Origin of the sequence: Massilia sp. LC238 (assembly GCF_000735635.1) — a bacterium.
Classification (GTDB): domain Bacteria; phylum Pseudomonadota; class Gammaproteobacteria; order Burkholderiales; family Burkholderiaceae_D; genus Telluria; species Telluria varians.
In genome coordinates this window covers 310,049-323,996 of sequence record NZ_JNNN01000053.1, presented here as the reverse complement: position 1 = coordinate 323,996, position 13,948 = coordinate 310,049, and the positions used below count along the sequence as shown (strand labels likewise).

Below are 13,948 nucleotides of genomic sequence, written 5' to 3'. Positions count from 1 at the left end.
CAAGGCTAGTTAGCCTCCTGAAAGACGAACGGCCCGGCCGCAAATGCGACCGGGCCGTCAAGGCAGCGCCGAAGCGCTATGCCGTTCGAAAGGTCAAGAAGCTACCTTAACTGAACGGCATTACCGCGAAAGCGGGGCATGGAGAGACACGGTGGTGATGTTCAGGCCGCCTGCGGGACGCGGCGCACTTCGGTGATCGTGGTTTTGCTCTCGATGTGTTCGTGCAGGACTTCGCGTGCATAGCTCACGCACTTGCCGCACATGGTGCCGACGCCCAGTTCCTTGTGCAGTTCGGCGACCGAGCTGATGCCCAGGTCGACGGCCTGGCGGATTTCGCGGTCGGAGATGTTGTTGCAGACACAGACGATCATCTTGAGGTTCCTTGGCGCTACTTGTTCACTTGGCATTTAAATGAGAATCAATCTCATTCGTGTTCTATTCTCCGTAAACTCGGCGGCGTTTGCAACAGGAATTTTGTATTGACGTGATCTTTCTTTAGGGGTGTGATCAAACCGCAAATAGAAATAATTCGCATTTAGGTTTATGATGCTAGCTATCTGTCTCATCAGCGCTACACTTACTGGACGCGACCATGACTCTTGTTCCCTCCCTCACCACGCTCGACGCCCTCCCGGCCGGCCAGAGCGCTACCGTGATCCACCTGGCGCCGCCGGCGCAACAGGGTGGTTTCGACGTCCAGCGCCGCCTGATGGAGCTCGGCTTCGTGCCGGGCGAGCGCATCCGTGTGCTCAAGCGCGTGCTGGGCGGCCCGCTGGCCGTCAAGGTCGGCGAATCGACCTTCGCGCTGCGCCGCTTCGAAGCGGCCCTCGTGTCGATCAAGCCGGAATAGTCGGATGGGTGTCATGGAACAACAGGTGGCGTCGCGCACGCCCCTGGTCGCACTGCTCGGCAATCCCAACTGTGGCAAGACCGCACTCTTCAACCGCCTGACCGGCTCGCGCCAGAAGGTCGCGAACTACGCGGGCGTGACCATCGAGCGCAAAGAGGGCAGCTTCACCTCGCCGGCGGGCCGGCCTTTTCGCGTGCTCGACCTGCCGGGCGCCTACAGCCTGAGCGCCCAGACCCCGGACGAAGCCATCACGCGCGACGTGGTGGCCGGCCTGCGCGCGGGCGAAGCGGCGCCGGATGCGGTGCTGTGCGTGGTCAACGCGACCAATCTGCGCCTGAACCTGCGCATGGTGCTGGAGCTCAAGCGCCTCGGCCTGCCGATGGTGCTCGTTTTGAACATGGTCGACGTCGCCAGGAAGCGCGGCATCACCATCGACAAGGAAAAACTGTCGGCCGCACTGGACATGCCGGTGGTGGAAACCGTCGCCATCCAGGCCGGCGGCGAGCAGGCCCTGCTGGCCCAGCTCGACCGCATGGCCTTCAAGACCGCCGTCAAGCCGAATCCGCTGTCCGCGATCGACGCCGTGCCGGTCGAGGAAACCCAGCGCGAAGTGCGCCGCATCCTCGAGCTCGCCGTTTCCACCAGCGGAGACCGCGGCAACCTGACGGAAAAGATCGACAACGTGGTGCTGCACCCGGTATTCGGCCTGGTGCTCCTGGCCGCCCTGATGTTCCTGATCTTCCAGGCCGTGTTCAGCTGGGCCGGCACGCCGATGGACCTGATCGAGGCGGGCGTCGGCGCCCTCGGCGAGCAGGTCGGCGCGCTGCTGGGCGAAGGCGTGCTGCACAGCCTGATCGTGGACGGCATCATCGCCGGCGTCGGCAGTGTGCTGGTATTCCTGCCGCAGATCCTGATCCTGTTCTTCTTCATCCTGCTGCTGGAAGACGTGGGCTACCTGCCGCGCGCCGCCTTCCTGCTCGACCGCGTGATGGGCAGCGTCGGCCTGTCGGGCCGCGCCTTCCTGCCGCTGCTGTCCTCGTTCGCCTGCGCCATCCCGGGCATCATGGCCGCGCGCACCATCCAGAATCCGCGCGACCGCCTGGTGACGATCATGATCGCCCCGCTCATGACCTGCTCGGCGCGCCTGCCGGTGTATGCGCTCCTGATCGCCGCCTTCATCCCGGACCGTGAAGTGGCCGGCCTGATGAACCTGCAGGGCCTGGTGCTGTTCGCCCTCTACATGGCGGGCATCCTGAGCGCCATGGCGGTGGCCTGGTTCATGAAGCGCCGCAGCGGCTACAAGCAGCATGCACTGATGATGGAACTGCCGGCCTACCACTGGCCCCAGCCGGGCGCGCTGGCCTCCGGCCTGTGGGAGCGTGCCAAGATCTTCCTGAAGCGGGTCGGTACCCTGATCCTCACCATGATGATCCTGCTCTGGCTGCTGTCGAGCTTCCCGGGCGCACCGGAAGGCGCGACCCATCCGCCGATCTACTACAGCGTGGCCGGCATGATCGGTCGCGCGCTGGAAGTCATCCTGGCCCCGATCGGCTTCGGCTGGGAAATCGCGATCGCCCTGGTGCCCGGCATGGCCGCGCGCGAAGTGGCAGTCGGCGCGCTGGGCACCGTGTACGCCCTGTCGGGCGGCGACGAAGCCGCCAACGCCCTGGCGCCGGTGATCGCGCAGTCGTGGTCGCTCGCCACCGGCCTGGCGCTGCTCACCTGGTACGTCTATGCGCCGCACTGCCTGCCGACGCTGGCCACCGTGGCGCGCGAAACCGGCAGCCGCCGCTACGCCTGGATCATGGCCGGCTACATGTTCGGCCTGGCCTACGTGGCCGCCTTCATCGTCTACCGCACCACCTTGTTCTTCACGGGAGCCTAGGACATGTGGCAGGAGCTGGTCGCCGGGATCATCGTCGCGCTGGCCGTGCTGTACACTGGCGCGAAGTATCTGCCGGACAGCTGGCGGCGCGCGATCGTGCATCGCCTCTCCAGGGGCGGCCAGCAATCGAGACTGGTCAAGTGGCTGGATACCTCGGCCAGTTGTGGCAGCGGCTGCAACAGCTGCAATACCTGCGGCCCGACCGAGCCCGCGCCGCCGCCCGGCAAGGGCAACGGCAAGGTCATCAAGATCCACGAGCGCCGCTAGCGGCGCCGGCAGCGCTTCAAGGCGTCGCCACGCTGACCACGTGCCAGACGCCACCCACCCCATCGCCGGTCTTGTCTCCAGCCTTCTTGTCCTTCACAAAGGTGTACAGCGGCTTGCCGCCATGCGCCAGCTGCTTGCTGCCGTCCGCGCGCGTGATCACGGAGTAGGGCGGGCGCGGGCTGCCATCGGCCTTCACGGGCGGCCAGTTTTTCGCACAGGCGGCGACGCAACTGCTCTTGCCGCTGCCGGCTTCATCCTTGTCATAGGTGTAGACGGTCATGCCGGCGGCATTGACCAGCACGCCATTCGAGCTCTTGAGGGGCGGCGCATCGGCGCCGCTGGCAGTGGTTGAAAGTAACAGGGCAGCGGCAACACTGGCAACACGAAGCAGGGTCATGGCGGGCCTCCAGGCTGTGAATGCCTGGATAGACAACAGTTTCAGTCAGCCGTTCCCTGCAAGGCCTTCTACCGCGGCGATCAGGCGACGTGCGTCAAACGGCGCATGCACCTTGATGTCGTTATCGAAGTAGCAGTAGACGTCGCGCGCCTTGGCCTTCGGCGGCGGCTTGTCGGAGACGAGCCGTGCCCCCTCGGGTTGCCGGCCCCGGCGCCAGGCATGGATGCGCGCCGCCCAGGCCGCGATGGCCTCGTCTTCATAACCGCTCGCGTACAGCTCCTTGTCGCCATGCAGCCGGATGTAGACGAAGTCCGCGGTGACGTCTTCGCACAGCGGCCACCTGCCGGCGGTATCGGCCACCACCAGCGCTACCTTGTAGCGGCGCAGCATGGCGATGAAGGCGGGGTCCAGGAAGCTCTCGTGCCGGATCTCGACCGCATAGCGCATCGGGCGGTTCGGGCCGGATTCGAGCGCAACCCGGCCTTCCATGCGCGGCTGGTGTTGCAGCGCCAGTTCGCGGGCGCTATCGGTATCCTGGGGCAGCAGCGACAGGAAGTGCTCGAAGCGCTGCGGATCGAATTTCACGATGGGCGGGAATTGCCACAGGAAGGGACCGAGCTTCTCGCGCAGTTCGAACACGCCCGAGGCCAGCACATTGGCCAGCGGACCTTCGATGTCCTTCAGCTTGAGCATGTGGGTGAGAAAACGGTTGCCCTTGACCGCGAACACGAAGCCGGGCGGGGTGGCCGCATGCCAAGCGGCATAGCTCTCCGGCCGCTGCAGCGAGTAGAAGGAGCCGTTGATCTCGATGCTGGGCAGCTGCCCGGCCGCGTATTCGAGCTCGCGGTGCTGGACCAGCCCCTTGGGATAGAACACGCCGCGCCACGGCACGTAGCGCCAGCCGGAAATGCCGATATAGACCGATCCATTCATGGGCTAACCATACACTGCCTCGTCCGTTGGCAGGCGCACCCATGCTAAGCTGACAGCCTGTCGAACTATCCGGAAAACTTCATGATCGTCGTCCACCACCTGAACAACTCGCGCTCGCAGCGCATCCTCTGGCTGCTCGAAGAGCTCGGGCTCGACTATGAGATCAAGAAGTACCAGCGCGACCCGAAGACCATGCTGGCGCCGCCGGAACTGAAAGCGGTGCACCCGCTCGGCAAGTCGCCGGTGATCACCGACGATGCACTGGTGGTGGCCGAATCCGGCGCGATCGTGGAATACCTGACCGGCCGCTACGGCAACGGACGCCTGGTGCCGGCGCCCGGCACCCCGGAACGCCTGCGCTATACCTACTTCCTGCACTTCGCCGAGGGCTCGGCCATGCCGCCGCTCCTGATGAAGCTGGTGTTCGACAAGGTCGAGAACAGCCCGATGCCCTTCTTTGCCAAGCCGATCGCGCGCTCGATCGCACGCAAGGTCAAGGACAGCTTCGTCATGCCGAACATCCGCAGCCAGCTCGACTTCCTGGAGGGCGAACTGGGCAAGTCGACCTGGTTCGCCGGCGAGGAATTCAGCGCCGCCGACATCCAGATGAGCTTTGCGCTGGAAGCGGCCGCCTCGCGCGGAGGCCTCGGCAGCCAGTATCCGAAGCTGTCCGCTTTCCTGGCGCGGATCCACGCGCGCCCGGCCTACGCGCGCGCGCTCGAGCGCGGCGGCAAGTACGACTATGCCTGACGGGCCGACCGGTTTATCATGGCGGCGCTGCAAGCACTCTTGATCAACGCACTGCCCGCACCACCATGAGCAAACAGGGAAAGCTGCTCGCCATCGACGGCCTGAACATCGTGCGCCGCGTGTACGAAGCCAGCCCCGAACCGGACTCCGACCTGAAGGCCAGCATCGCGCTGCGCCACGCGTTCTCGTCCTTCCGCAACGTGCTGGAAGCGCACGCGCCCACGCACGTGCTGGCGGCCTTCGACTACGGCGGCCCCAACTGGCGCCACGCCCTCTACCCGCGCTACCGCGAAGGACGCGCCGCCATGCCGGCGCCGCTGCGCGAAGCCCTGCCGGAATTCCACGAGCGCCTGCGCCAGGCCGGCCTGCAGGTGCTGGCGATTCCCGAGGTCGAGGCCGACGACGTGATCGCCACCGGCGTCATGCGCTGGCTGGGGGAAGGGCGGGGCGAGGCCATCGTGGCCACCACCGACAAGGACCTGCACATCCTGATCGCGCACGGCGCGCTGGTGTGGGACCACTTCAAGAACGAATGGCATGACGACGCCTGGGTGCGCCAGCGCTTCGGCGTCGCCCCCGAATTGCTGCACGATCTGCTAGCCCTGATGGGCGACCCGACCGACGGCGTGCCGGGGGTGTCGAAGATCGGCATGAAGACCGCGGCGCGCCTGCTCAACGCCTACGGCAGCCTGGACGCCGTGATGGCCGGCGCCGGCATCCTCAAGACCCCGCTGGGCGAAAGGCTGCGCGCCGAGCGTGAGATACTCGAGATGTCGCGCTGCCTGGTGTCGCTCAAGCTGGACGTGCGGCTGGGCGTCACCTGGAACATGCTGGCCTATGAATCCCATTGAAGGAAAGCGCCGATGCTGAAGGCATTGATCGTGGACGGCAGCGCCATCGCGCGCGGCCTGCTCAACACCGTACTGACCGATGGCGGCTACGACGTCGTCGCGCAGACGCATACCGGCACGCTCGGCTACGGCCTGGCGATGAAGCACCGCCCGCAGATCGTCTGCATCGCGCGCGAACAGGTCGAGGACGGCAGCCGCATCGTCGAGGAACTGCGCGCCCAGCTGCCGAAGGCGATGATCTTCATGGTGTCGGGCACGCTCGACGCCGCCGCCATCCAGGACGCGCTCGGGCGCGGCGTGCACGGCTTCATCGTCAAGCCCTTCAAGGCCGACGCCGTGCTCAAGACGATCCGCAATACCGTGATCGCGGTCGTCCGCAAGCAGCAGGCCGCCTCGGGTAGCGCGGAATAACCAGGCGCTCAGCCGCGCCGCTTGATCTCGTCCGAGGCGATCGTCGCCAGCTCGCGCAGGGCGCGCAGCTCGCGTTCGCGCAGCCGGCGCGGTTCGCGGTCCAGTACGCACAGGGTGCCGAAGCGGCGGCCCTGCGCATCTTCCAATGGCACCCCGGCATAGAAGCGCACGTGCGGCGCGCGCGTCACCAGCGGATTGGCGGCAAAGCGCGCATCGAGGGCGGCGTCGCCCACCACGAATGCCTCGCCGCTGGCCAGCGCATGGTTGCAGAAGGCCCATTCACGCGGCGTTTCCTGCAGGTCGAGGCCGACGCGGGCCTTGAACCACTGGCGCTCCCCGGCCAGCACCGTCACCAGCGCGATCGGGCAATCCGTCACCTGTGCGGCCAGCCGCGCCAGGCGGTCGAAGACATCCTCGGGCGGCGTATCGAGCAGGGCATGGCCGTCCGGCGCGCCGGTCTCCCGCGGCGCGGGCGCCGCTGGGGCAGGCAGGGACGCCGTGCCCGGGCCCGCCGGCGCACCCGGCGCCATGCCAGCGCCGCCCTGCCGCGCCTGGAGCTGGCGCACCGCGCTCAGGCGCACGCGCCGGTGCCCGCCGGGCGTCTTCCATGCCGGCAGTGCGCCGCTTTCCATCCAGAGCTGCGCAGTGCTGACGGCAACGCCCAGCATGTGCGCCGCTTCCCGCGTCGTCAGGATCGGATCGTCCTCGCTCATCTTCTTGGTAATGTGTAGTTGATGCACTCATTCTAACCGAAACCCGACAATATTTGACGAAAATGCGTGCACGATTGGATAAATATTGACTGAGTGCATTATATAGCGCAATAATCGCCATCCAATCGTCATTTCCGATAGATACGTGCGCCTTTCCTGGGTGTGCGACTGCCAAGGCCGCCCATGAATTCACTGTATGACCCGTCGCTCGAGGAAGCCAGCCGGCTGGAAGCCCTGCGCCAGCTGGAGCTGCTCGACACCGCCCCCAGCGAAGCATTCGACCGCATCACGCGCATGGCCGCGCAGTTGTTCCAGCTGCCGATCGCGGCGGTGTCGCTCACCGATAGCGACCGCCAGTGGTTCAAGTCGAAGGTGGGCGTCGCGCACGATGCGATTCCGCGGGTCAAGGCGCCCTGCGCCGCGGTGGCGGACAGCGGCCGGATGCTGGAGGTGCCGGACCTGTTGGACAGCGAGTGCTTCCGCGACAGCCCCCTCGCCGATAGCGGGATCCGCTTCTACCTCGGCGCGCCGCTGGTGACGAAAACCGGGCACTGCCTGGGCGCGATGTGCGTGCTCGGCACCGAGCCGCGCAGCGTGAGCGACGCTGACCGCGCCACGCTGGCCGACCTGGCGGCCATGGTCATGGCGCAGATCGAGCTGCAGCACGCGCTGGGACGGATCGATCCGGTCAGCGGCCTGCCCAACCGCAGCCAGTTCGTCAGCGACGTCCGCGACATAAGCCTGGTCACGGCCGAGGGGACGCCCCAGCTGGCGGCCCTGGTCAGCCTGGCCACGCCGGAAGAGCTGAGCGACGCCATGCGGGTGATGGGCGGCACCTGGCTCGACGACATCGTGCGCGATGCCGTGCCGGCTCTACGCAGGCTGGCCGGCGGCGGCAAGGTCTACCACGTCGCGCCGACCCAGTTCGCCTTCCTGGCGCCGCTCGGCCTGTCCCTGGCGCGCTTCAGCGGCACCCTGATGGCCTGGCTGGACGAACGCAAGCCGATGGGGCAGTGCAGCTTCCTCACCACGGCCACGGTCGGCCTGGTCCGCTTCGCAGTGGGCCAGGAAGCACCGCTCGACGTGCTGCGCAACCTGCACAGCGCCGCCCACGATGCGCGCGACGCCGAATCCGGCCTGCGCGTGTATTCGCCCGAGCAGGACGCCGCCTACCGCCACCGCTTCTGGCTGATCAGCGAATTCGGACGCGCGCTGGCGCAGGCGAGCGAGCTGCATCTCGTGTTCCAGCCCAAGGTCTCCCTGCACCACGGCAGCTGCCTCGGCGTGGAAGCCCTGCTGCGCTGGACCCATCCCGACGCCGGCCCGATCCCGCCGGGCGAATTCATGCCGATCGTCGAAACCACCGCGCTGGCGCGCGCCACCACCGAATGGGTGCTGGAGGCGGCGCTGCGCCAGCTGGCGGCCTGGCGCCTTGATGGCGTGTCGCTGCAAGTCGCGGTCAACGTCTCTGCGGTGAACCTCGAGGAGCCGGACTTCAGCGACCGCGTACTGGAGGGGCTGGCGCGGCACGGCCTGCCGGCCGCCTGCCTGGCGCTGGAAATGACGGAAAGCGCGCTGATGCGCAAGCCGAAGATCGCGCATGACACGATGGCGCGGCTGGCCGAGCGCGGCGTGAAGATCGCCATCGACGACTTCGGCACCGGCTACAGCAGCCTGTCCTACCTGCAGGACATGCCGGCGGACGTGGTCAAGATCGACCAGTCGTTCGTACGCGGCATGGAAAAGGACGAGCGCACGCTTGCCCTGGTGACGACCATGATCAAGCTGTCGCACGACCTCGGCCACCGGGTGGTGGCGGAAGGCGTGGAGACGGAGGAGGTGGCGCAGCTGCTGCGCGCGGCGGGCTGCGACGAGGCGCAGGGGTATTACTATGGAAGGCCGATGGCGCCGGCGGCGCTGGCCGAGTGGCTCGCAGCCCGATAATGTAGCGTGGGCGGCTTTGCCGCCCACGCGGTGATAGTTAGAAGACGAATAGCCGCGCGGGCAGCATCACCGTGACTTGACCGCGTGGGCGGGAGACCCGCCCACCCTACGACATCACGCTGCGTTCGAATCGATAATCCCACCACCCAGGCACACGTCGCCGTCATACAGCACGGCCGACTGCCCCGGCGTGACCGCCCACTGCGGCTCTTCGAAATCGAGCGCGAAACGGTTCATGCCGTCGGCCTGCACGGTGCAGGCCACGTCGGCCTGGCGGTAGCGGGTCTTGGCCGACAATGCTTTTCCACTGACGGGCGGTTCGCCCGCGGTCCAGCTGGCCTGGCCGGCTTCCAGGTGCGGCGACAGCAGCCACGGATGGTCGTGCCCCTGCACGATGTACAGCGTGTTGCTGGCCACGTCCTTGCGCGCCACGAACCACGGCTCGCTGGTGCCGTCCGCGTTCTTGCGCGACTTCAGGCCGCCGATGCCGATGCCCTTGCGCTGGCCCAGGGTGTAGAAGGACAGGCCGATGTGCTCGCCCACGGTCTCGCCGGTGTCGAGCTTCATCGGCCCCGGCTTGTGCGACAGGTAGCGGTTCAGGAACTCGCGGAACGGGCGCTCGCCGATGAAGCAGATACCGGTCGAGTCCTTCTTCTGCGCGTTCGGCAGGCCCAGGCGTTCTGCGATCTTGCGCACTTCGGTCTTCGGGATTTCTCCCAGCGGGAACAGCGACTTCGACAGCTGGGCCTGGTTCAGGCGGTGCAGGAAGTAACTTTGATCCTTGGTGTGATCGAAGGCCTTGAGCAGCTCGAAGCGGCCGTCGTTCTCGCGCACACGCGCGTAGTGGCCGGTCGCGATCAGGTCGGCGCCCAGCTTCATCGCATGGTCGAGGAAGGCCTTGAACTTGATTTCGGCGTTGCACAGCACGTCCGGGTTCGGGGTGCGGCCGGCCTGGTACTCGCGCAGGAATTCCGCGAACACGCGGTCCTTGTATTCGGCGGCGAAGTTGACGGCCTCGATGTCCACGCCGACCACGTCGGCCACGCTGGCCGCGTCGATCCAGTCCTGGCGCGTCGAGCAGTATTCCGAATCGTCGTCGTCTTCCCAGTTCTTCATGAACAGGCCGATGACTTCGTAGCCCTGTTCCTTCAGCATCCACGCCGCGACCGAGGAGTCGACACCGCCCGACATCCCGATCACGACTTTTTTCTTGCTCATGTTACGTCCGTATTCTTAGATTCCACCCTCGAAAACCGAGGGGTGGGTGTACAGCAGGCGCAGCGGGGTGCGATGGCCGGCCAGGTAGTCGTCCACGCACTGCAGCACGATCGGGCTGCGGTGGCGGTCGGCGGTGGCGGCGATCTCGTCGCGCGTCATCCACATGGTGCGCAGGATGCCTTCGTCGAGCGGCTGGTCCAGCTCGCGGCCGGCATGGCCGCAGAAGGTGAAGCGCAGGTAAGTGACGTCGGCGCCGCGCGACTTCGAATGGTAGCGCGACATGTACATGCCCACCAGCGCGGTCGGGATGAATTCGTGCGCGGTTTCCTCCAGTGCCTCGCGCACCACCGCCTGCTCGAGCGATTCGTGCGGGTCGAGGTGCCCGGCCGGCTGGTTCAGCTTCACGCCCTCGCTCGTCTCTTCCTCGATCAGCAGGAAGCGTCCATCGCGCTCGATGATCGCGGCGACGGTCACGGATGGTTTGAAGATATCGGTCATGCACGTCCTTGAAAATGAGCCGATATTTTACCTTGACAGCAGGCATCTCTGCTCATCCACCTCCGCTACGGTGCGCTTGCCTGTCGTTAAATGGCCTTGATTCATTGCAAACAAATGATTCCTGGCGCCCGTTACAGTGATGGGTTTTCGTGACAATCAAATATTGCTTTTAGTATTTGTTTTTGAGCAATTAACGTAATTACATGATAGATTGTGGACCGATGTGTCCACTGAACGGAGGGATTCATGAGAATTGGCATACCGGCCGAGACCAGGCCGGGCGAGACCCGCGTTGCTGCAACTCCCGAAACCGTCAAGAAGCTGGCCGCGAAGCACCAGTTGCTGGTGGAGAGTGGCGCCGGGGTGCGCGCTTCCTACCCCGATGCGGCGTACGAGGCAGCCGGCGCCAGCATCGTCGACGCGGCCACCGCCTTCGGCGCGGACATGGTGCTCAAGGTCCGCAGCCCGGACGGCGCCGAGCGCGCCCGGATGCGCCCGGGCAGCGTCCTGGTCGGCATGCTCAATCCCTTCGATACCGAGAACCTGGCGGCGCTCGCCGGCGCCGGCCTGACCGCCTTTGCCCTCGAGGCCGCGCCGCGCATCACGCGCGCCCAGTCGATGGACGTGCTTTCCTCGCAGGCCAACATCGCCGGCTACAAGGCCGTGATGCTGGCCGCGAACACCTACCAGCGCTTCATGCCGATGCTGATGACGGCGGCCGGCACGGTCAAGGCCGCGCGCGTGCTGATCATGGGCGTGGGCGTGGCCGGCCTGCAGGCGATCGCCACCGCCAAGCGCCTGGGCGCCGTGATCGAAGCCTCGGACGTGCGCCCGCCGGTGAAGGAGCAGGTGGAGTCGCTCGGCGCCAAATTCATCGACGTGCCCTACGAAACCGAAGAGGAACGCGAGATCGCGCAAGGCGTGGGCGGCTATGCGCGCCCGATGCCGGCCAGCTGGATGCAGCGCCAGGCAACGCTGGTGCACGAGCGCGCCAAACTGGCCGACATCATCATCACCACCGCCCTGATCCCGGGCCGCAAGGCGCCGACCCTGATCGGCGAAGAGACCGTGCAGGCCATGAAGCCGGGCTCGGTAATCGTCGACATGGCGGTCGAGCAGGGCGGCAACTGTCCGCTCACGGAGCTGGGCCGCACGGTGGTGAAGCATGGCGTCTACATCATCGGCGAGCCGAACCTGGCCTCGATGGTGGCGGCCGACGCTTCCGCCTTGTACGCCCGCAATGTGCTGGACTTCCTCAAGCTCGTCATCGACAAGGAAGACCGGTTCGTGATTGACCGCGAGGACGAGATCGTGCGCGCCACGCTGGTGTGCGCGGACGGTGCGGTACTGCGTACCTAAGAACAGGACACGAGGAGCGAAGCATGGAAATCAGCCACACCATCATCAACCTGATCATCTTCGTGCTGGCCATCTACGTCGGCTACCACGTGGTCTGGAACGTCACTCCCGCGCTGCACACGCCCCTGATGGCGGTGACCAACGCGATCTCGGCCATCATCATCGTCGGCGCCATGCTGGCCGCCGGCCTCACCGAAGGCCTGGCCGGGCAGGTGGCCGGCACCGTCGCGGTGGCGCTGGCCGCGGTGAACGTCTTCGGCGGCTTTATGGTCACGCGCCGCATGCTCGAGATGTTCAAGAAAAAGGAGCCGAAGGCCAAGCCGGCCGCGGGAGAAAAGCCATGAATTTCATCAGCATGAACGTCGTGACCCTGTTCTACCTGGTGGCCTCGGTCTGCTTCATCCAGGCGCTCAAGGGCCTGTCCTCGCCGTCCACGGCGCGCATCGGCAATACCTTCGGCATGGCCGGCATGGCGATCGCGGTCCTGACCACCATCGCCCTGATGTTCAAGCTGCAGGCGCAACTCGCCACCGGCGGCATGGGCTTCACCCTGGTGCTGCTGGGTGTGGTGGTGGGCGGCGCGATCGGCGCGGTGGCGGCCAAGAAGGTCGAGATGACCAAGATGCCGGAGCTGGTGGCGGCGATGCACTCGCTGATCGGCCTGGCCGCGGTCTGCATCGCAATCGCCGCGGTGTCCGAGCCCTGGGCCTTCAACATCGCCACGCGCGATACCCCGCTGCCCTTCGGCAACCGCCTGGAACTGTTCATCGGCACCTTCGTGGGTGCGGTGACCTTCTCCGGTTCGGTGATCGCCTTCGGCAAGCTGTCGGGCAAATACAAGTTCCGCCTGTTCCAGGGCGCGCCGGTGCGCTTCGCCGGGCAGCACATCCTCAACCTGGTGCTGGCGATCGCGATCATCGCGCTCGGGCTGGTGTTCTGCTTCGCCGATGGCGTGGCGCCCAGCTGGACCCCGTTCATCATCATGGCCGCGCTGTCCTTCGTGCTGGGTGTCCTGATCATCATCCCGATCGGCGGCGCCGACATGCCGGTGGTGGTCTCGATGCTGAACTCCTACTCGGGCTGGGCGGCGGCGGGCATCGGCTTCTCGCTGAACAACTCGATGCTGATCATCGCCGGTTCGCTGGTGGGATCGAGCGGCGCGATCCTCTCCTACATCATGTGCAAGGCGATGAACCGCTCCTTCTTCAACGTGATCCTGGGCGGTTTCGGCGGCGAGGCGGCGGTGGACGATGGCGCGGCGAAGGAACAGCGCCCGGTGAAGTCCGGCTCGGCCGACGACGCCGCCTTCATCCTGCAGAACGCGGAATCGGTGATCATCGTCCCCGGCTACGGCCTGGCGGTGGCGCGCGCCCAGCACTCGGTGAAGGAACTGGTCGACAAGCTGACCGAGCACGGCGTGCAGGTGCGCTACGCGATCCACCCGGTGGCGGGCCGCATGCCGGGCCACATGAACGTGCTGCTGGCCGAGGCCGAGGTGCCTTACGACCAGGTGGTCGAGATGGAAGACATCAACGGCGAGTTCGGCCAGACCGACGTGGTGCTGGTGCTGGGTGCGAACGACGTGGTCAACCCCGCCGCCAAGGACCCGAAGTCGCCGATCGCCGGCATGCCGATCCTCGAGGCCTACAAGGCCAAGAGCATCATCGTCAACAAGCGCTCGATGGCTTCCGGCTATGCCGGCCTGGACAACGATCTGTTCTACCAGCCGAACACGATGATGGTGTTCGGCGACGCCAAGAAGGTGATCGAATCGATGGTCAAGGCCGTCGAATAATCACTTCTGGCACAACCCATTAGGGTCAGCGTTAAATTATTTTCCAAGTGATTCCGAGATCTGTCGCGCCTTCGTCA

16 protein-coding genes are annotated in these 13,948 nt (G+C 66.0%); 10 read left to right on the top strand and 6 right to left on the bottom strand.

Going from position 1 to position 13,948, the window contains the following annotated elements; genetic code table 11:
- Positions 1-161: 161 nt before the first annotated feature.
- Positions 162-371: a bacterioferritin-associated ferredoxin gene (locus FG94_RS15790; protein WP_027866506.1), complete on the bottom strand. Its 210-nt coding sequence runs from the start codon at positions 369-371 to the stop codon at positions 162-164.
- Positions 372-592: 221 nt separating this feature from the next.
- On the opposite strand from FG94_RS15790, the gene FG94_RS15785 reads away from it, so the two are divergent.
- From FG94_RS15785 to FG94_RS15775, 3 genes are read left to right on the top strand one after another with little or no spacing between them, the layout of a single operon-like run.
- Positions 593-850: a FeoA family protein gene (locus tag FG94_RS15785; RefSeq protein ID WP_036213477.1), complete on the top strand. Its 258-nt coding sequence runs from the start codon at positions 593-595 to the stop codon at positions 848-850.
- Between the two features lie 4 nt (positions 851-854).
- Positions 855-2,735, top strand: coding sequence for a ferrous iron transporter B (locus FG94_RS15780; protein WP_051996775.1), 1,881 nt, complete (start codon positions 855-857; stop codon positions 2,733-2,735).
- Positions 2,736-2,738: 3 nt separating this feature from the next.
- Entirely contained in the window at positions 2,739-3,002 is a 264-nt protein-coding gene (locus tag FG94_RS15775; RefSeq protein WP_051996773.1) for a DUF6587 family protein, read from the top strand.
- A gap of 16 nt (positions 3,003-3,018) precedes the next feature.
- On the opposite strand, the gene FG94_RS15770 is transcribed toward FG94_RS15775, so the two are convergent.
- Both FG94_RS15770 and FG94_RS15765 read right to left on the bottom strand, forming a co-directional pair.
- Positions 3,019-3,399 carry a lipoprotein gene (locus FG94_RS15770; RefSeq protein WP_036213475.1) on the bottom strand — a complete coding sequence of 127 codons (381 nt, stop codon included), beginning with the start codon at positions 3,397-3,399 and terminating at the stop codon, positions 3,019-3,021.
- Positions 3,400-3,444: 45 nt separating this feature from the next.
- A complete protein-coding gene (locus FG94_RS15765; protein WP_036213471.1) occupies positions 3,445-4,332 on the bottom strand; it encodes a DUF72 domain-containing protein in 888 nt (295 codons plus the stop codon).
- Positions 4,333-4,413: 81 nt separating this feature from the next.
- Here FG94_RS15765 and FG94_RS15760 point away from each other — a divergent pair, with 81 nt between their 5' ends.
- From FG94_RS15760 to FG94_RS15750, 3 genes are all read left to right on the top strand, one after another.
- A complete protein-coding gene (locus FG94_RS15760; RefSeq protein ID WP_036213469.1) occupies positions 4,414-5,082 on the top strand; it encodes a glutathione S-transferase in 669 nt (222 codons plus the stop codon).
- Between the two features lie 65 nt (positions 5,083-5,147).
- Positions 5,148-5,933: a 5'-3' exonuclease H3TH domain-containing protein gene (locus FG94_RS15755; protein ID WP_036213467.1), complete on the top strand. Its 786-nt coding sequence runs from the start codon at positions 5,148-5,150 to the stop codon at positions 5,931-5,933.
- A gap of 12 nt (positions 5,934-5,945) precedes the next feature.
- Positions 5,946-6,344 carry an ANTAR domain-containing response regulator gene (locus tag FG94_RS15750; protein ID WP_036213464.1) on the top strand — a complete coding sequence of 133 codons (399 nt, stop codon included), beginning with the start codon at positions 5,946-5,948 and terminating at the stop codon, positions 6,342-6,344.
- Between the two features lie 8 nt (positions 6,345-6,352).
- Here FG94_RS15750 and FG94_RS15745 read toward each other — a convergent pair whose 3' ends face one another.
- Complete coding sequence (locus FG94_RS15745; RefSeq protein ID WP_229445957.1) at positions 6,353-7,084, bottom strand: GAF domain-containing protein; 732 nt, start codon at positions 7,082-7,084, stop codon at positions 6,353-6,355.
- A gap of 156 nt (positions 7,085-7,240) precedes the next feature.
- Between FG94_RS15745 and FG94_RS15740 the strand changes: the two genes are divergently transcribed.
- The gene (locus tag FG94_RS15740) at positions 7,241-9,001 is read left to right on the top strand and encodes an EAL domain-containing protein (protein ID WP_051996771.1); all 1,761 of its coding nucleotides are present in this window, start codon (positions 7,241-7,243) and stop codon (positions 8,999-9,001) included.
- A gap of 114 nt (positions 9,002-9,115) precedes the next feature.
- Here FG94_RS15740 and mnmA read toward each other — a convergent pair whose 3' ends face one another.
- Positions 9,116-10,219 (bottom strand): tRNA 2-thiouridine(34) synthase MnmA, encoded by a 1,104-nt coding sequence (gene mnmA, locus FG94_RS15735; protein ID WP_036213458.1) that lies wholly within the window; start codon positions 10,217-10,219, stop codon positions 9,116-9,118.
- A 15-nt stretch (positions 10,220-10,234) separates the two neighbouring features.
- The gene (locus FG94_RS15730) at positions 10,235-10,717 is read right to left on the bottom strand and encodes an NUDIX hydrolase (RefSeq protein ID WP_036213455.1); all 483 of its coding nucleotides are present in this window, start codon (positions 10,715-10,717) and stop codon (positions 10,235-10,237) included.
- A 246-nt stretch (positions 10,718-10,963) separates the two neighbouring features.
- Here FG94_RS15730 and FG94_RS15725 point away from each other — a divergent pair, with 246 nt between their 5' ends.
- From FG94_RS15725 to FG94_RS15715, 3 genes are read left to right on the top strand one after another with little or no spacing between them, the layout of a single operon-like run.
- A complete protein-coding gene (locus FG94_RS15725; RefSeq protein WP_036213453.1) occupies positions 10,964-12,076 on the top strand; it encodes a Re/Si-specific NAD(P)(+) transhydrogenase subunit alpha in 1,113 nt (370 codons plus the stop codon).
- A gap of 23 nt (positions 12,077-12,099) precedes the next feature.
- Positions 12,100-12,420: a proton-translocating transhydrogenase family protein gene (locus FG94_RS15720; RefSeq protein ID WP_036213449.1), complete on the top strand. Its 321-nt coding sequence runs from the start codon at positions 12,100-12,102 to the stop codon at positions 12,418-12,420.
- The gene (locus FG94_RS15715) at positions 12,417-13,871 is read left to right on the top strand and encodes an NAD(P)(+) transhydrogenase (Re/Si-specific) subunit beta (RefSeq protein WP_036213446.1); all 1,455 of its coding nucleotides are present in this window, start codon (positions 12,417-12,419) and stop codon (positions 13,869-13,871) included. The genes FG94_RS15720 and FG94_RS15715 overlap by 4 nt, the downstream gene beginning before the upstream one ends.
- The last annotated feature ends 77 nt before the right edge of the window (positions 13,872-13,948 follow it).